This is a genomic window from Pseudomonas sp. NBRC 111127 (assembly GCF_001320345.1).
Lineage (GTDB): Bacteria > Pseudomonadota > Gammaproteobacteria > Pseudomonadales > Pseudomonadaceae > Aquipseudomonas > Aquipseudomonas juntendi.
Window position 1 is genome coordinate 1 of record NZ_BCBD01000034.1, and the last position, 17,897, is coordinate 17,897.

General features: G+C 64.3%; 19 protein-coding genes. 10 read left to right on the forward strand and 9 right to left on the reverse strand.

The window, feature by feature from the left end; genetic code table 11:
• Positions 1–71: 71 nt before the first annotated feature.
• From mcpP to APH30_RS08955, 10 genes are all read left to right on the forward strand, one after another.
• Positions 72–1,706 carry a methyl-accepting chemotaxis protein McpP gene (gene mcpP, locus APH30_RS08910; RefSeq protein ID WP_054912282.1) on the forward strand — a complete coding sequence of 545 codons (1,635 nt, stop codon included), beginning with the start codon at positions 72–74 and terminating at the stop codon, positions 1,704–1,706.
• Positions 1,707–1,792: 86 nt separating this feature from the next.
• A complete protein-coding gene (pnuC, locus tag APH30_RS08915) occupies positions 1,793–2,359 on the forward strand; it encodes a nicotinamide riboside transporter PnuC (protein ID WP_029884823.1) in 567 nt (188 codons plus the stop codon).
• A complete protein-coding gene (locus tag APH30_RS08920; RefSeq protein WP_054912283.1) occupies positions 2,356–2,925 on the forward strand; it encodes an AAA family ATPase in 570 nt (189 codons plus the stop codon). The genes pnuC and APH30_RS08920 overlap by 4 nt, the downstream gene beginning before the upstream one ends.
• A 338-nt stretch (positions 2,926–3,263) precedes the next feature.
• A complete protein-coding gene (locus tag APH30_RS08925) occupies positions 3,264–3,665 on the forward strand; it encodes a hypothetical protein (protein ID WP_104148483.1) in 402 nt (133 codons plus the stop codon).
• A 1-nt stretch (position 3,666) separates the two neighbouring features.
• Positions 3,667–4,245, forward strand: a complete 579-nt coding sequence (locus APH30_RS08930; RefSeq protein ID WP_054912284.1) for a hypothetical protein — start codon at positions 3,667–3,669, stop codon at positions 4,243–4,245.
• Between the two features lie 50 nt (positions 4,246–4,295).
• Positions 4,296–5,744 (forward strand): hypothetical protein, encoded by a 1,449-nt coding sequence (locus tag APH30_RS08935; RefSeq protein WP_054912285.1) that lies wholly within the window; start codon positions 4,296–4,298, stop codon positions 5,742–5,744.
• Positions 5,745–5,805: 61 nt separating this feature from the next.
• A complete protein-coding gene (locus APH30_RS08940) occupies positions 5,806–6,486 on the forward strand; it encodes a C39 family peptidase (RefSeq protein WP_009685453.1) in 681 nt (226 codons plus the stop codon).
• A gap of 45 nt (positions 6,487–6,531) precedes the next feature.
• On the forward strand, positions 6,532–7,284 hold the full coding sequence (locus APH30_RS08945; RefSeq protein WP_009685454.1) for a hypothetical protein: 753 nt from the start codon (positions 6,532–6,534) through the stop codon (positions 7,282–7,284).
• A gap of 46 nt (positions 7,285–7,330) precedes the next feature.
• A complete protein-coding gene (locus APH30_RS08950) occupies positions 7,331–8,611 on the forward strand; it encodes a hypothetical protein (protein WP_054912286.1) in 1,281 nt (426 codons plus the stop codon).
• A gap of 136 nt (positions 8,612–8,747) precedes the next feature.
• The gene (locus APH30_RS08955) at positions 8,748–10,949 is read left to right on the forward strand and encodes an LTA synthase family protein (RefSeq protein WP_054912287.1); all 2,202 of its coding nucleotides are present in this window, start codon (positions 8,748–8,750) and stop codon (positions 10,947–10,949) included.
• A 54-nt stretch (positions 10,950–11,003) separates the two neighbouring features.
• Here APH30_RS08955 and ureG read toward each other — a convergent pair whose 3' ends face one another.
• From ureG to xerC, 9 genes are all read right to left on the reverse strand, one after another.
• Positions 11,004–11,627, reverse strand: a complete 624-nt coding sequence (gene ureG / locus APH30_RS08960; RefSeq protein WP_009685457.1) for an urease accessory protein UreG — start codon at positions 11,625–11,627, stop codon at positions 11,004–11,006.
• A gap of 11 nt (positions 11,628–11,638) precedes the next feature.
• On the reverse strand, positions 11,639–12,313 hold the full coding sequence (locus APH30_RS08965) for an urease accessory protein UreF (RefSeq protein ID WP_054912288.1): 675 nt from the start codon (positions 12,311–12,313) through the stop codon (positions 11,639–11,641).
• A complete protein-coding gene (locus APH30_RS08970) occupies positions 12,313–12,858 on the reverse strand; it encodes a HupE/UreJ family protein (protein WP_054912289.1) in 546 nt (181 codons plus the stop codon). Before APH30_RS08970 ends, APH30_RS08965 begins: the two co-directional genes overlap by 1 nt.
• 18 nt (positions 12,859–12,876) lie before the next feature.
• Complete coding sequence (gene ureE, locus APH30_RS08975) at positions 12,877–13,374, reverse strand: urease accessory protein UreE (RefSeq protein ID WP_029884816.1); 498 nt, start codon at positions 13,372–13,374, stop codon at positions 12,877–12,879.
• Positions 13,375–13,384: 10 nt separating this feature from the next.
• Complete coding sequence (gene ureC, locus APH30_RS08980; RefSeq protein WP_009685461.1) at positions 13,385–15,088, reverse strand: urease subunit alpha; 1,704 nt, start codon at positions 15,086–15,088, stop codon at positions 13,385–13,387.
• Positions 15,085–15,402, reverse strand: coding sequence for an urease subunit beta (locus tag APH30_RS08985; RefSeq protein WP_009685462.1), 318 nt, complete (start codon positions 15,400–15,402; stop codon positions 15,085–15,087). Before APH30_RS08985 ends, ureC begins: the two co-directional genes overlap by 4 nt.
• Positions 15,403–15,421: 19 nt before the next feature.
• A complete protein-coding gene (locus APH30_RS08990; RefSeq protein WP_009685463.1) occupies positions 15,422–15,724 on the reverse strand; it encodes an urease subunit gamma in 303 nt (100 codons plus the stop codon).
• A 9-nt stretch (positions 15,725–15,733) separates the two neighbouring features.
• Complete coding sequence (locus APH30_RS08995) at positions 15,734–16,567, reverse strand: urease accessory protein UreD (protein ID WP_054912290.1); 834 nt, start codon at positions 16,565–16,567, stop codon at positions 15,734–15,736.
• A 255-nt stretch (positions 16,568–16,822) separates the two neighbouring features.
• Positions 16,823–17,737 carry a tyrosine recombinase XerC gene (xerC, locus tag APH30_RS09000; RefSeq protein ID WP_054912291.1) on the reverse strand — a complete coding sequence of 305 codons (915 nt, stop codon included), beginning with the start codon at positions 17,735–17,737 and terminating at the stop codon, positions 16,823–16,825.
• Positions 17,738–17,897 lie beyond the last annotated feature (160 nt).

Consider the following 17,897-nt stretch of genomic DNA (forward strand, 5'->3'; position numbering starts at 1 on the left):
GTCGAGTGGGGCATGGCTGCAAACCGTGCTTGGATGCAGCTGAATAAAAAGAACAATGGGGGAGCGGCTGGATGAACACTTTGAGATCAATGTCGATCAGCCAACGCCTGTGGCTGATCCTGGTGGTGGCGGTGGCCATGCTGGTGGTGCTGGGGCTGCTGATGCTGCGCCAGATCCACGGCGACCTGTACCAGGCCAAGGCCGAAAAGACCCGCCATGTGGTGCAAACCGCTGCTGGGGTACTGGCCTATTACCAAGGGCTGGAGGCAGCCGGCACGCTCAGCCGTGAAGCCGCCCAGCAGCAAGCGCTGCAAGTTGTCCGGGGGCTGCGCTACGACCACGACGATTATTTCTGGATCAACGACCTGGGGCCGAAGATGATCATGCATCCGACCAACCCCAAGCTCGACGGCCAGGACCTGTCAGCCATCCGCGACCCCGACGGCTTTGCCGTGTTCAATGAGATGGTCGCCCTGGCGCGCCAGCACGACGCGGGCCCGGTCAACTACCGCTGGCCCAAGCCCGGGGCGAGCGAGCCGGTGGCCAAGACCTCCTACATACAGCTGTTCAAGCCATGGGGCTGGATCATCGGGTCGGGCGTGTACGTCGATGACGTGCAGGCCGAATTCGCCCGCCAGTTGCGCGATGCCTCGCTGGTTGGCCTGGGCATTGCCCTGCTGATGGCGCTGGTGGTGATGCTGATCGCCCGCAGCATTGCCCGCCCCCTTCAGGAAGCGGTGCAGGCCATGGGCAACATCGCCAGTGGTGAAAGTGACCTGACCCGGCGCCTGGACACCCATGGTCGCGACGAAATCACCCGCCTTGGTGAACACTTCAACCGCTTCAATGGCAAGCTGCAGGGCGTGGTCGGCCAATTGCAAGGGGCCGCCCATGCGCTGGCCCAGTCGGCCGGGCACGTGGGTGACAATGCCGGTGCCGCCGAGCAGCGCAGTGCCCAGCAGTCGTTGCAGATGGACCAGGTGGCTACCGCCGTGAACGAAGTGACCTACGCCGTGCAGGACGTGGCCAAGACGGCCGAACAGGCTGCCGGGGAAATGCACAGCGCCCAACTGCAGGTCACGCAGGGCCAGCAAGCCATCCACGGCAGCCTGGCGCAGATCGACCGGCTGTCCCTGACCATCGACCAGGCTGTGCAAGTGATCCGCGACCTAGCCGGGCACAGCACGCGCATCGGCGGCGTGCTCGACGTGATCCGTTCGATTGCCGAGCAAACCAACCTGCTGGCGCTGAACGCCGCCATCGAGGCGGCCCGGGCCGGGGAGCAAGGCCGCGGCTTTGCCGTGGTCGCCGACGAGGTGCGCCTGCTGGCACAGCGCACCGCGCAGTCCACGGCCGAGATCCATACCATGATCGAGCACCTGCAAAGCCAGTCGGACGCCGCTGTGCGGGCAATCGACACCAGCAGCGAGGCCTCGCGCCAGACCGTCGAACAGGCCCGCGAGGCCGGCGCCAGCCTGGACGCCATCAACCAGGCGCTGAACAACCTCACCGCCTTGAATGCGTCCATTGCCAGTGCCACCCTGCAGCAGGCGCATGTGGTCGAAGAGATCAACCGCAACGTACTGGACACTGCCGGGCTGTCCCAGCAAACCGCCGATGCGGCGCGCCAGTCCAGCGATGCGGGGGTGGCCTTGGGCCAGTTGAGTGAAGAACTGGAGCAGTTACTGCGCCAGTTCCGCGTGTAGTACGGGCTGCCGGCGGGCGCGGCTACACCTTCGCCCGCCGAACAGCTACAATCGCGCCCCTTCCCCGCAGCCTCCAAGGATCGCCGATGTCCGGCCTTGAACTCATCGCCGCCGTCCTCGGCGTCATCGCTGTCTGGCTCACGGTCAAGCAGAACGCTTGGTGCTGGCCGATCGGCCTGGTCATGGTGCTGATCTATGGCTGGCTGTTCTATGAGGTGAAGCTGTATTCGGGCATGTTGCTGCAACTGGCCTACGCCCTCCTGCAACTGTACGGCTGGTGGCAATGGCAACGCCCCGACCGCGCTGAAGACGCCCGCCAGGTCTCGCGCTTGCAAGGCCCGGCGCTATTTGCTGGCCTGGCCGTCGGGGTGCTGCTGAGTGCCGCACTGGGCGCGGCCATGGCCCACTGGACCGACGCCGCCATGCCGTGGCTGGACGCGACCCTGACCGGCTTCAGCCTGGTGGCACAACTGTGGATGGCGCAAAAGCGCCTGCAATGCTGGGCCCTCTGGGTGGTGGTCGACACCCTCTATGTCGGCCTGTACCTGCACCAGCAGCTGTATTTCACGGCAGGCTTGTTCGCCGTTTTGACCCTCATAGCCGTACGCGGCTGGCTGGAATGGCGGCGCGACCCGGCATTGGTGCAGCCATGAGCGCGGTGCAGGCGACGAAAGTACTGGTGCTGTGCGGCCCCGAGTCCAGCGGCAAAAGCTGGCTCAGCGGGGTGATCCAGGCGCATTTTGGCGGTTTGGTGGTGGCCGAATACGTGCGTCACTTCATCGAGCAGGAGCGCCGCGATACCTGCTACGCCGATATCCCCAGCATTGCCCGTGGCCAACTGGCATGGGAAGACCAGGCCCGCGAGCAGGCGCCCCCCTTGCTGATCCTCGACACCCACCTGCTCAGCAACATGCTCTGGAGCCAAACGCTGTTCGGCGACTGCCCGGCCTGGCTGGAACAGGCCCTGCTCGCCCGGCATTACGACCTGCATCTTTTGCTAAGCCCACAAGGCGTGGAATGGGTCGCCGACGGCCAGCGCAGCCAGCCGGACGTGCGCGATCGACAACGCTTTTTCGAAGACAGCCGGGCCTGGTTGCAGCAGCATGGCCAGCCCCACCAGATAATTGAAGGGAGTTGGCCACAGCGCCAGTTGCTGGCCCTGGAAGCGGTGGCTAGGCTCCTTGATAGCGATAAGCCAGCCTGCCCTGCCGAGTGTTAAGCCACTGACACAGCCCCCTGCGGTACAACCCCCGAAACCAGGCGGCTGCTCCCACTAGCAGGGTGAGTGTCAAGCGGGTGAAACACCGCTGCGAAATCCCCCTTCAGTCGACGCCACAGCAGGCCCGCCCGGCCATGCCGGTGTGCAACTGTTTCACGGCTGACACACCACACCCCACCTGCGTCTTAGCTGTCATCGCCAAGCGCCTGATTTTCATACCAATTCAAAAAGCGGCACACCTTCTGCTCTGTCCTTCGCATCGCTGATCAGGCCCAGCGCTCAAAGAAGGAAGTGCCGTCGTGAGGAAAACAGCCAACCACCTTTATCACGCCTTGCTGATGGGCTGCGTACTGGGGTCACTGAGCCTGACGGCGCAGGCCGACAAGGGGATCATCACCATCACCCGCGACGTGCAGGTGCGCAACGCAACCGTTCCCCCCCTGCGGCCCGATCCCAATCCGACCACGGTCAACGCCAACCCCTCTGCCTATGTGCTCAAGCAGACCAACGAGCTGAGCGACGGCGACTTCGCCGCCATCAGCAGCGGCGCTGGCATCAGCAACATGATCACCCAGCAGACCAACAACCTGGGCGGCAACCTCGGCAACCAGAACCAGTTGCCCAACCTGGCCGGCGGCCGCGGTACCGGTGGTTCCGGTAACGGCATCGCCAACATGGTCAACTCCAGCGTGCAACGTGGCCTGGCGCCGCTGCAAATCCTGACCGGCGGGGGCAAGTGAGATGAAGTACATGCTGCTGATGCTGGCTGCGGTGTGCAGTGCGCCCGCCTTCGCCCAGTCCCCCGTTCCGGTCATCAACAACGCTGACATCGACAGTTCCGGCAGCCGCTACCAGGGCAACCTCAGCGTCAACCAGGCCGCCGGGGACCAGCAGCAGCAGGCCAATGCCCGCGCCATCGCCGTTGGCCCCGAGGCCAGCGCCAGCACCCAGATCCGCCAACAGCTCAACACCCCCGCCGACCCGAGGATGGACGCCCGCGCGACCATTCAGGGCAACGCTTTCAGTAACGGCAGCGGCGCCCTGGGGGTGAACCAGAGTGCAGGCGCCAACACCCAGCAAGCCAATGCCATGCGCATCAGCATTGGCGCACAACCGCAAAGCATCGACGACAGCGTCCTCATGCAACAGAACGTGACGCTGCTCAACAACTCCGGAGCAACGGATATCCCAGCCGGCTATCGCCAGGTCACCACCAGTGACCAGGCCTTCACCGGTAGCCGTGGGGTGATCCAGTTGAACCAGAGTGCCGGGGTGGGAAACCGCATGGCCAACACCTTGAGCATCCGGGTCGCGGACTGACCCTTTCAGTTAAGAACGACACTTAACCTACTAGAGTACGGAGAATCACCATGAAACCCTCGATGGCAATCAAGCCTCTGGTTTTCGCAATTGCTGCGGTCATGGCTGTTGCTGTACAAGCTGGGCAAAACGACCGGCGCGGTGACTACCATAATGGCAACAATCATGGCCAGTACACGCCTCCTGCCACCAAGATCCCGGTGTATGCAACCGCCAATGCCTGGGACACTCAAACCAGTACCAACAACCGCATCACCAATCAAGGCACCATCAACGAAGCCGAGATGAGCGACTCGGGCACCGGCTCCAGCGGCAACGTCGGCATCAACGTCGCGGCCGGTAACGGCAACCAGCAGGACAACGCTGCAGCCATCGCCAACGCCGGCTCCGAATCGAGCCTGGACAACAGCTTCGTGTTCGGCATGGCCAACGCCACGGCCGACGTGGTGCAAACCAGCCGCAGCAACCGGGTAGACAACTACTCGACGCAATCGTCGGCGCTGATGAGCGGCTCGGCCAGCGGGGCTGAAGGCAACATCGGCATCAACGTGGCCGGTGGCGACCTCAACCAGCAGAAAAACACCATGGCCATCGCCAACACCGGCGCCCCATTGGGCAACGCCACGGCGACCGCCTCCGCCAACCAGTCCGGCCCAGGCCTGACGGTGAACAACAGCGCCGACCGCACCTACCGGGTAGACACGCTGACCTTCACCACGTCGGCCAGCGGGTCGAGCTCGCGTGACGGCACCTTCAACTCGAGCGATGACCGCAGCGCGTCGTCGAGCTTCAGCGTAGCCGGCTCGCAAAGCGCCAGCAACAGCGGCTCCAGCGGCTGGAACTCCAGCGGTTCGAGCAGCGCCAACGCCAGTGGCTCCAACAGTGCCAGCGCCAGCGGTTCCAACAGCTGGGGCATGAACGGTTCGGCCAGCGGTTCCAACAGCTCGTCCAGCAGTGCCAGCCTGAACGCCAGCCTGGCTGCAGCAGCCGACGCGACCCGCACGGTCACCACCGACGACGGCCGCCGCGAACGCTCGCGCACCAGCAGCTTCGATGGTTCGCTGAACGCCTCGCTGAACGCCTCGATCGACAAGTCGCACGAAAGTGCCTATGACTCGTCCTTCGAGAAGGCATTCGACTCGAACTACGACAAGTCGCACCAGTCCTCCTACGACAAGTCGCGCGATTCTTCGTACACCAAGTCTCATGACTCCTCGTACGAAAATGCTTCCGCCTCTGACTTCTCCAAGTCTGGCGAGCAATCGCATCAGTCCTCCAACGACGTCGCCAAGAGCTACAGCGAAAGCAGTGCTTACGACTTGAGCAATACCGTGTCCTTCCAAGTGCTGACCCCGACCGGCTGGGCCAACCCTGTTACCAACACTGCAACCCTTAGCGGTTCGGTCAACGGTGGCAGCGGCAACCTGGGCGTGAACGTGGCCGCCGGTGTAGGCAACCAGCAGAGCAACTCGCTGGCCATCTCCAACACCTCGTTCTAACGCTGCAATCAAGGCCCCCTTCGGGGGGCCTTTCTTCAACAGAACAAGAAGGCATCCGATCATGCGCATTATCGCCTTGGCGTTTTTGCTGTGCCTGGCCAGCGTGAGCGAAGCTGCACAAATGCCGCTGGCGGTATTGCCGGGCGGCGCCGTGGTGTTCAAACCCCTGCAAAGCGTGCGCGAGCGCAAGTTCGCCGACCTGGTGCAACAGAAAACCGACTTCAGCTGCGGTGCTGCTGCCCTGGCCACCATCCTGCGCCAGGCCTACTGGCTGGATGTGGACGAACACCAGATCATCGAAGGCATGCTGGCCCACGCCGACCAGGACCTGGTCCGCACCCAGGGCTTTTCGATGCTCGACATGAAGCGCTACGTGGAAAGCCTGGGCATGCGTGCCCGCGGCTACCGTGTAGCGCCCGATACCCTGCACAGCGTGCGCATTCCGGTGGTGGTGTTGATGGATGTGCGTGGCTACAAGCACTTCGTGGTCATGCAGAAAGTCGACAAGGGCTGGGTGTATGTCGGTGACCCGGTGCTGGGCCACAGGCGCTACAAGGTAGACGACTTCCTCAAGGGCTGGAACGGCATCATCTTCGCCGTGATCGGCCAGGGTTATGACAAGAACAATGTCTTGCTCGACCCGCCTCTGCCGCTGACCGCCAAGGGTCGAGTGAACAACTTCACCCCGGTGCAGGACGCGGAGCTGCTGGACTTTGGCTTCATCAAAAGCGACTTCTTCTAACGATACGTCCAATGATAAGGAGCATGACGCTCCCGGGAGCCCGCTATGAACAACCCCTTCCTGCTGGCATTGGCCTGCCTGGCTGCCAGCCTGCCGGTTCATGCAGAAACGTTCAAACCCATCGAACTGAAGGACCAGGAACTGGCAACTTTGCGTGGTCGCTACGTGATGCCGGGGCGCATCGTGAGCTTCGGCATCGTCATGAGCAGCACCTGGCAAAATGCCAAAGGCGACGTGATTGGCGCCAGCAGCAGCCTGCAGGTGCAAGCGTCGACAATCAAGCCACAATTCTACGTGTCGACGATCAATGAAAAAGGCACCGGCAGCGCGGCTGGGGCGGCCGCTGCGCCCGGAACCGGCAGCGTGACCGGCGGTGCCGGGCTGGCCACCAGCGAGGGCGTCACCCAGGTAGTGCGCGCCGCCGGTGATAACAACGGCGCATACAACAACGTCGACATCAACGTCACCAAGGCCAACCAGGCACCGGTGGTGCAACAGCAGGGCCAGGCGCTGGCCGCAGGCCAGACCGTGAACGCAGAAAACGGCGCCGGTTCGCTGAGTGTCTCGGCCAGCGGCGTGGGCGTGCAGCTGAACATCAACGCCAGCAACAACCAGGGTAGCAGCATGCAACGCCTGGCCCAGGGCGGCCTGATGCAGAACACCACGCTGCTGGGCAACGGCAACCTGGTCAGCAATGTCACCTCCCTCAATGTGGTCATGCGCGAGAGCGTGCCGACAGCGGCTTCGCTCAATGGCAGCCTCGATCAGCTCAAAGGCCTTCGCACTTTCGGATACTGATCTACGCTCAGTCTCATCAAAAGTAGTTGGAAGGGACGGCAACTCCATGCACCGATCTTTTACGCTCAAGGCTTTTGTTTGTCTGACTACCCTGGCCCCGGCCACATTGCTGTATGCCGCTGCCGACCCGCAGGTCGAGGCACTGAAGCAGGAACTGACCGAACTCAAGCGCCGGTATGAGGCCCAGCAGCAAGCGTTGATGGTGCTGGAACAACGCGTGCGCCAGGTTGAAGAAGCCCCGGCGGCGGCCCCACCCAAACGCCTGGTCAAGTCGCCTGCCGAAGGCGTGAAGGGTGGCCAGACGGTAGCGTCCGGCGCCCCTGGCACCACCGGCAGTTCCTATGGCCAGGCCCTGACTGCCGACTCGGAGCCGGCGCAGAGCGTGTCCAACCTGTATGACGAGGCCAGCGGCTTCTTCGGTGGCGGCAAGTTCAGCTTCGAGACCGGCCTGACCTATACCCACTACGACACCCGTGCACTGACCCTCAACGGGTTCCTGGCGCTGGACTCGATTTTCCTGGGCAGCATCAACCTCGACCGCATCAAAGCCGACAACTGGACCTTGGACATGACCGCGCGCTACAACCTGGCGCAACGTTGGCAGTTCGACATCAACGTGCCGGTGGTGTACCGCGAATCCACCTACTCGTCCGGCGGTGCCGGCGGCTCGGGCGCGGCCACCTCCGATGCCACCGTCACGCGTGACCCGGAAATCGGCGATATCAACGTTGGCGTGGCCTACAAGTTCCTCGACGAAGACGAAACCTGGCCGGATGCCGTGGCCACCCTGCGGGTCAAGGCGCCGACCGGCAAGGACCCCTATGGCATCAAGCTGCGCGAGGTGGACGGCAACAACAACCTGGCGGTACCGGACAGCCTGCCGACGGGCAACGGCGTGTGGTCGATCACCCCAGGCATCTCGCTGGTCAAGACCTTTGACCCGGCCGTGCTGTTCGGCAGCCTGTCCTACACCTACAACATGCAGGACTCGTTCAGCGACATCAGCCCGCAGGTCAACAGCAAGGTGCCGGGCGACGTCAAGCTTGGCGACTCCTGGCAAATCGGCGGGGGCATCGCGTTCGCGCTCAACGAGAAGATGAGCATGTCGTTCTCGGTGTCGGACCAGTTTGCCCGCAAGAGCAAGATCAAACCGGATGGCGGTGACTGGCAGTCGATTTCCAACAGTGACTACAACGCGGCCAACTTCAATATCGGCCTGACCTTCGCCGCCAGCAACAACCTCACCATCGTGCCCAACTTGTCCATCGGACTGACCGACGACGCCCCGGACTTTTCCTTCAGCCTGAAATTCCCCTACTACTTCTGAACCTCGCCATCAGCCAGGCCCGCGACTACGGGCCCGGCTTTTGGTAACCACCCTTGTAGCGCCCGCCTTCCCGCCCGCCCGCCTGTTATCATTCAGCACAGTTTCATGACGATTCAATGGCAAAAGGGAAGTTTTTGTGAAGAACCTGTCCGACCACCCACAGGCCCGGTTTGCCGCTCTGGCAGGCCTGCTGTTGGTGATCCCACTGGGTGCGCGCGCAATGCTGGGTTGGTCCAACCCACTGGGTTACCTGTCAGACCTCGCCCTTGGCAGCCTGCTGCTGTTACTGCTGCAGCGCCGCCCGTGGTGGCTGGCGCTGCCGGTGTTGCTGGCCTGGGCGGCCCTGTGGGTCGCCTCGGCCGAACTGGTCAGCGCGGTGGGCCGCTTGCCAACCAGCGCCGACCTGGCCTACCTGGCCGACCCGCAGTTCATGGAAAACTCCACCGGCGGCGGCCTGGCCCATGCCTGGCTGCCCTGGCTGATGGGTGGCGGCCTGCTGGCCTGGCTGGTGCTTGCCTGGCGCGGCCGTGCGCAGCGCGTCCGGGCGCTGCCGCACAAGGCCTGGGCCATCCCGGTCGTGCTGTTCGGCGCCCACTGGGGCAGCCAGCAACTGGCCCCTTCCGATGCCGACCAATGGCGGCAATACAACCTGGGCCATCAGTTGCTGTCTGCCGGGGTGGGCCAGGTACAGCGCCAGGCCGATGAGTGGCTGGGCACTTCCAAGCCCTTCACCCCCCTGCCCAGCACCGGCCTGACGCAATCCGACCTGCACGGGCAACGCCTGCTGGACGGCCCGGGCCGTGCGCGCAATTTGCTGGTGATCACCCTGGAAGGCATCCCCGGCGCTTACCTGCGGCCCAACCGTCAGGCGTTGAACAGCCCCTTCGACGAAGAGCTCATGCCCAAGCTCAGCAGGTGGGCCGAGCGCGGCATGAATACCCCGGACTACGTACTGCACACCCACCAGACCATTCGTGGGCTGTACGCCATGCTGTGTGGCGACTACGACAAGCTGGCCAACGGCACCCCCAAGGGCGTTGAGCTGCTGACCCAGAACGAACGTAACCAGGCCTGCCTGCCGGCGCAGTTGCGCCAGGCCGGGTTCACCACCCATTACCTCCAAGGTGCGGGCCTGCGCTTCATGGCCAAGGACCGCATCATGCCGCATGTCGGTTTCGAGGCTGTACATGGCCTGGAGTGGTTTGCCAACAAGAACTACCTGGACTTCCCCTGGGGCAAGGATGACCGCGCGTTCTTCGAGGGCGCATTGAGCTACGTGGGCCATTTGCAGCAGCAGGACAAACCCTGGATGCTCACGTTGCTGACCGTCGGTACCCACCAGCCCTATTCCGCGCCGGCCGAGTACCTCGAACGGTTCGACACGCCGAAACAGGCGGCAGTGGCCTACCTGGACGACGCGGTTGCGGCGTTCCTCGACAGCCTCGAACGCCAGGGGGTACTCAAGGACACGCTGGTGGTGCTGACCTCCGACGAGTCGCATGGCATCGACGGTGTGCGCCTGGCGTCCTCCTGGGGGTTCAACCTGACCCTGGCCCCGGAGCAGGCCCAATTGCCACGGCTCAAGCAAGGGACTTATGGCCACATCGACCTTGCCGCTTCACTGCTCGACTACTTCTCGCTGCCGATCCCCATGGCCCTGGGCGGTCGCTCGCTGTACCGCGACTACGACACCGGCCGCGAAATGATCGCCTACACCAACGGCATGCTGCGCTACCACAACGGCCAAGGGGTGTTTACCGAGTGCGATTTTCAACAACGTTGCCGGCGCTACGCCAGTGAGGGCTTCATTGCCGGGCAGGCCCGCTACCTTGGCAGCGGCGATAACCTGCTCGGGCAGCAGATCGGTGCCCTGGCCGGCGTGCTCGACCAGTCGCTGCTGCAGACGCCGCTGAACCTGCGCTACCAGTTTGGCGGCCCTGCGCCGATCAGGCTGCGCAAACGCATTCAGGATGATTGGGCCGACAACCTGATCGGTGCCCAGTACCTGGAAATGCCAGGGGGCTCGCGTACCCGGGTACGCATCAAGGTCCGCTCGCTGGACCCAAGGCACGTGGCCTATATCCAGCTCAAGGCCAAGCAACTGGAACAGGACGTACCGCTGGGCCTGCCTGCCGAGGTGCAAGTCACCACCGATCAGCCACTGGAGATGGACTTCCGCTTCGACAACCCGACCGATCGCAAGGCGTTTTCCTTCCACTTGCTGGGTTATGGCGGCGGCCAGGTGGAAGTCAGCGACTTCAGCGTGATAACCGCGCTGCCTGGCGATGAAGAGGCAGCCGAGGAACTGGGTGACGAGCCTATCGCCCATTCTGGCTGAATAGGCGACAGCTCAGCGGTGCGTGGCACCGCCTACGCCGCTGTGCGCGGCGGTTTAACCGCGCACACCCAGCATTCCGCGTTCGACAATGAAATCGATCACTGCCTGCAGCCCCTCGCCTTTCTTCAGGTTGCTGAAGGTCCATGGGCGCTGTGGGCGCATGCGCTGGGTATCGCGCTCCATCACCTCCAGCGAAGCCCCCACATACGGTGCCAGGTCTGTCTTGTTGATCACCAGGAAGTCGGACTTGGTGATGCCCGGGCCCCCCTTGCGCGGAATCTTCTCGCCCTCGGCTACGTCGATCACGTAGATGGTCAGGTCGGCCAGCTCCGGGCTGAATGTGGCGCTGAGGTTGTCACCGCCGCTTTCCACGAAAATGACTTCGAGGTTGCCGAACTTGCGCGCCAGCGCCTCGACCGCCGCCAGGTTCATGGAGGCGTCTTCGCGAATCGCCGTGTGCGGGCAGCCGCCGGTTTCCACCCCGACGATGCGCTCCGGCTCCAGCGCGCCGGCTTCGGTGAGGATGCGCTGGTCTTCCTTGGTGTAGATGTCGTTGGTGACCACGGCAATCTGGTAGTGATCGCGCATGGCTTTGCACAGGGCTTCGAGCAGTGCGGTCTTGCCGGAGCCGACCGGGCCGCCGACACCGACGCGCAGGGGTTGTTGATAGCTATGCATGCAGGCAGTCCTCAGGAACGGAACAAACGGGTGTATTGGGTTTCGTGACGCGATGAGGCAATGGCCAGCAATGGCAGGCCACCCCCGAGCTGGTCGTCGCCCAGGGTCAGGGCCTGGTCGATGGCCGCGGGCAAATCGGCGGCGAGATCACGCAGCAGGGTCTGGGCCGCCTGCTGGCCGAACGGCACCAGCTTGACGCCGGCCATGACCGCGCCCTCCAGCCAGGTAAAGCCATGCCCCAGGGCCAGTTGGCGCAAGGGGATGGCCCAGTGCACAGCCAACCAGGCCATGCCGCCCAACTGGGTCAGCTCGAGGCTGGTACGCCACGCCGGCGCCTGGCCCAGCTGCCAACCGTCGAGTAGCCGTGCCAGGGCCGCCCCGCGCTGTTGTTCTTCCAGGCGCAGCTCGGCGGTTTCACGGTTGGCCAGCAAAAAGCGGCTCCAATGAGCGAAGGCTCGCGCATCCTCGGCCTGGCAGGCCTGGTACAAGCGGGCGAGCACCGGCCAGTCCAGGCCGACCAGGGTGTCGTGCAACTGCTCACGCTGCCACGCAGTGAACCCGTGCACATCCCTTACCCAGCCCGCCTCCACGGCCCACTCCAGGCCCTGTGAATAGGTGAAGCCACCTACCGGCAGGCCTGGGCTGGCCAGTTGCAGCAGGCGCAGCAACGCCAGATCGCTGTCCATCAGCCGGCCAGTACCAGCGCGGCGCCGGCCAGCAGGCCACCGCCGAAAGCTTTTTGCAGGCCAGCATGGCGGCGCAGCAGGCAACCGACCGCAAAGCCGGCGGCCAGCAACAGCCCGCTGACCGTGACAAAGCCGGCGCTGAACTGCCAGAACGCGCTTGGCGTGGCCTCGACGCCATGCGCCCAGCCATGGAACAGCGCGAACACCGGCATCGCCAAGGCCAGCAGCTGTTGCCGGCCAGGCAGCAGCACGGCACCCGCGGCCACCAGCAGCGACACAGCGATCAGCGTTTCCATGCCCAGCACGTCCCCGAACAGATGCCCACATACCGCCCCGCCGAACATCGCGGCCAGGGTCGCCAGTGGCAAGGTCAGGTTGCGCCGGGTCAGCGCCGCCAGTACGCCGGTGCCCAGCAGCATCAGCAGGTGGTCGAGCCCGGTCAGCGGGTGCAGAAGGCCGTCATGCAAGGGGTTGCTGTCATGCCCGGGGTGGGCGAAAGCCGGCAAGGCCAGCATCAGCAGAAACAGGGCGAAAGTCTTTTTCATCGGTTGCTCCAGGGCAGTTCAGGAATGGGCAGGCAAGCGCACGAACGGGTGATCGTGGCCGTGAGCGTGGCTGTGGCTGTGTGGCGCACTTTGGTAGGCACCCGCTTCGGGCTCGAACGGGGCCTGCTCGGCCTCGACAGTCAGGCCCAGGCCACGCAGCATCTCGTCCAGCACATGGTCGTGCTGGAAGCGCAACAGGCCGGGCTCGATCTGCAGCGGGACATGGCGGTTGCCCAGGTGGTAGGCCGCGCGCGCCAGCAGGTGCGGGTCGGCACAGCGCACGGTGGACACCGCCTCGGGCGCTGCCAGCACGCGGATCAGCTGGGTGCCCTCGGCATCAGCCAACAGCTCGCCGCCACGCAGCAGGTGGCCACGCTCCAGCATCAGGCCGGCTTCGCGACCATCGTCCAGCGTCACCCGCAGGCGGCTCTTGATGCGGCTGTCCACATCGAGGGTGACGGTACCCGTGACAGCACGTGCGCCGGGTTCGGTAATCCGCTGGGTCAAGACAATCATCGGTGCTCCTTCAGAACAGGAAATAGCGCTGGGCCAGCGGCAGTTCACTGGCCGGTTCGCAGACCAGCAGCTCGCCATCGGCACGCACCTGGTAGGTTTGCGCGTCGACCTCGATCAGCGGTTGCAGGGTGTTGTGGACCATGTCCGGCTTGCGCACCCGGCGGCACCCGTCCACCACGCCGATCAGGCTGCGCAGGTTCAATTGCTCGACCAGGCCACGGTCCATGGCGGCCTTGGGCAGGAAGGTCATGCGCGTGGCATGGCGGGCTGCGCCCAACGCGCCGAACATCGGGCGGTAATGCACCGGCTGGGGCGTAGGGATGGACCCGTTGATATCGCCCATGGGCGCGGTGACGATCATGCCGCCCTTCAGTACCAAGGCGGGCTTGACCGCGAAAAATGCCGGCGACCACAGCACCAGGTCTGCCAGCTTGCCCACTTCGACCGAGCCCACCTCGTGGCCGATGCCATGGGTGAGCGCCGGGTTGATGGTGTATTTGGCGATGTAGCGCTTGACCCGGAAGTTGTCGCTGTAGTGGGTATCCGGTGCCAGTGGGCCACGGCGCAGCTTCATCTGGTGCGCCACCTGCCAGGTGCGCAGCACCACCTCGCCCACCCGGCCCATGGCCTGGGAGTCGGACGAGGTCATGGCGAAAGCGCCCATGTCGTGGAGGATGTCCTCGGCAGCGATGGTTTCACGGCGGATGCGCGACTCGGCAAACGCCACGTCCTCGGCAATGCTTGGGTCCAGGTGGTGGCAGACCATGAGCATGTCCAGGTGCTCGTCCACCGTGTTGATGGTGTACGGCAGTGTCGGGTTGGTCGAGGACGGCAGCACGTTGGCCTGCCCGGCCGCACGGATGATGTCGGGGGCATGGCCGCCACCGGCACCTTCGGTGTGGAAGGTGTGGATGGTGCGGTCACCGATCGCCGCCAGCGTGTCTTCGATACAGCCCGATTCGTTGAGTGTGTCGGTATGGATCGCCACCTGGATATCCATTTCTTCGGCTACGCCCAGGCAACAGTCGATGGCCGCCGGTGTCGAGCCCCAGTCCTCGTGCAGCTTGAGCCCGACCGCCCCGGCAGCGATCTGCTCGCGCAACGCTTCAGGGCGCGAGGCGTTGCCCTTGCCCAGCAAACCGATGTTGATCGGCAGGCTGTCGGCAGCCTGCAGCATGCGCGCCAGGTACCACGGGCCCGGGGTGCAGGTGGTGGCGTTGGTTCCGGTAGCCGGGCCAGTGCCGCCACCGATGAAGGTGGTTACACCGCTGTTGAGCGCCTCGTCCACCTGCTGCGGGCAGATGAAATGGATGTGCGAGTCGACCCCCCCGGCAGTGACGATCTTGCCCTCGGCGGCGATCACTTCGGTGCCTGGCCCTACGGGTATGTTGACGCCTGGTTGCACGTCGGGGTTGCCGGCCTTGCCGATCACGGCGATACGCCCGTGCTTGATGCCGATATCGGCCTTGACGATACCCCAGTGGTCGATGATCAACGCGTTGGTCAACACCAGGTCCATGGCCTCGGCGGCCAGCATCTGGCCCTGCCCCATGCCATCGCGGATGACCTTGCCGCCGCCGAACTTCACTTCTTCGCCGTAAACGGTGTAGTCCTTCTCTACTTCGACCCACAATGCCGTGTCGGCCAAGCGCACACGGTCACCCACGGTAGGGCCGAACATGTCGGCATAGGCCTGGCGGGAAATTCGGCTCATGCCCTGCCCTCCAGTGCGCCCATCACCTTGCCCTGAAAGCCGTAGACTTCGCGCTTGCCAGCGTAGGCCACCAGTTGCACGGTACGGGCCTGGCCCGGCTCGAAGCGCACGGCAGTGCCGGCCGGGATATCCAGGCGAAAGCCCAGGGTTGGCCCGCGCTCGAACACCAGCGCCTCGTTGACTTCGTAGAAGTGGTAATGCGAGCCGACCTGCACCGGGCGGTCGCCATGGTTGGCTACGCTGACACTGACCGTGGCGCGGCCACTGTTCAATTCGATGTCGCCAGCGGCGACCTGGATTTCACCTGGGATCATGCGGCGTTCCTCGGCAGGTTCAGACGATCGGGTCATGCACGGTCACCAACTTGGTGCCATCCGGAAAGGTCGCTTCGACCTGTACGTCGTGAAGCATCTCGGCGATGCCAGGCATGACCTGGTCACGGCTCAACACCTCGCGGCCCATGCTCATCAGCTCAGCGACGGTGCGCCCATCACGGGCCCCTTCCAGCACGGCGGCGCTGATCAGCGCTACGGCCTCCGGGTAGTTGAGTTTCAGGCCACGGGCCAGGCGCCGTTCAGCCAACAAGGCGGCAGTGAACAGCAGCAGTTTGTCTTTCTCTCTTGGGGTCAGCTCCATGGCGCTCTCTCAGGTGGCCCAGATACGTGGCGGGCAGGCAGGCAGGCCGAGAACGGCCGGGCGCAGCACATGCCACAGGCGTTGCAGGGTGCGTTGCAATTGTTGGTTGTCATGGTCGAGCAGGCGGATCACCAGCAGCGAACCGAGCAGCGTCGCGCCGGCAGGGGTGCCCAGCTCATCGAGCATGGGCCTGACCTGCTCCAGCAATGCCTGATCGGCCGGCGCGGCACAGAAGGTGGCTAGCAGTGGGTGGCCACCGAGCTTGCCCAGGTGGCCGCCTTCGATACGCAGGCGCTCATGCAGGCCCGTTTCGCCGGCCAGGGTGATGTGCAACAGGCTGTCGAGGGCACCTTGGTCGAACCGTTCAAGCATCACCGGGCGGCCCAGGCACAGCGTTTCCCAGGCCAGCAACCGGGCGCCGGGCTCAAGGGTGAAGTGGCTGGCGAGCCTGGCACGGGCACCGGAGAAGAAAATGCTGTCCTGAGGCAACCATTCCAGGGTGCTGCCAGCGGCCAGGTGGAAGCGCTGGGTCAGCCGCGCGGTCGGGCCGATGCTGCGGTAAAACTTGCTGGCACCGGGCATGGTCAGCAGGGCGTGGCTGCCAGCTTCAAGCTGAATGTCGAGCTCCAGGCGATCGCCGGCAACGATGCCACCCGGCGGGTGCAGTACATACACATGGCAGGGTGCACCTTCCGGATAGAACGGGCGCTGCACCAAAAGAGGTCCGAAATGTTTCCATGCACCAAGGCGGGTCGTGCCCGCACGCTGGACAAAGCGCAATTGCAGGTGGGCGCTCCAGCCTGCATCGTCTTGGTGGTGTTCGATCTGCTCCGCGAGCGACATCCTGCGGCCCCTGAAATTCGTGGCCTGCTGGCCGGTAAGAGGGTCAGCGGCGGGCGCCGGTTAGTGCGCACAGCCTGACCACTCGATCAAATTCGCAGGCTGGATATAGCAGGTTGCGGGCCAACTCCGCAGGTGAAGGCAGATGAATTATTTTTACCGGCCGCTCCGCCATCGGGCACCGCCGCGGGGGCCGCACAAAGCAGGGGCGTACCCAGGCCCTGTTTCGGTGCTGGCGAAGCCAACGCTGGCCGGCACTCAGTAGTCGAAACGGTCTACCGCACGGCGGCGTTCGTTGTCGTCACGCCGGTCGTAGATGGCCGTGGTCTGGATATTGGCATGGTGTGCCAGCTTTTGCGCAATCGACAGGTCGTGCTCCTCGATCACCCGGGTGATGAACGCGCGGCGGAAGTCGTGCGGCATGATCTTGACCCCCACCTGCGCGCCGCGCTGGCGGGCGATGTAGTAGATGGCATGCTTGGTGATACGCGCCCGGGTGATGTGGTTGCCGCGGCGGATGCGGTTGAACAGGAACGGGTCATCTTCGGCACCGGCCGGCAGGGCCTGGCGACGCAGGTCGAGCCACGCCTGCAGCTTCTCGAACGCCCAGGGCGGCGCGTACTTGATCAACTGGTGGTTGCCCTTGCCCACCACTTGCAGGCTGCGCGCGGCGAAGTCAACCTGGGCAAGGTCGATGTCGACCGATTCCGACTTGCGCATGCCTGTGCCATACAGCAAGGCAATGATCGCCGCGTCGCGCACCCCTTGCGGCCGCGGGTCGGCAGCGCACACGTCCATCAGTTCGCGAATCAGGCTACGCCGCAGGTTGCGCCCGGGCGGCAGGCGGGTACCGGTTGCCGGCTTGACCTCGCGGATGCGTAACAACTGCTCGTGGTCGATCAGGCCCTGGCGCCAGGCCTCGTTCATCACCCCGCGGATGGCGTTGACGTACAGCGAAGAGCTGTTCGGCGCGTAACCATCGGCCCGCAGGGCGGCCACCAGAGCGATCACATGGCCGGGCTCGAGCCGATGCCAGGGAACGTCGACGATATTGCAGTCGACGAACCCCAAGCGGTCGGCGGCGTCCTGAAGGATGTAGCGCATGGTTTGCTGGCTGGATGGGGCCAGGCGGGCCATGTACTGCAGCAGCGGATTTTTCGAGAGGTCGGACAAAACGTGAATCCTGTAGCGGGGCGTTGGCCGGCAGCACAGCGGGCCGACGCTGGAGCAGATCAAAACGGCATGCCAGCGAGTCTGCATGACAAACTAACGGTCGGGCCATTCTGGCCCAAGACAGTGCCATCACCTTGATATACAAGGACTTTGCATCAGG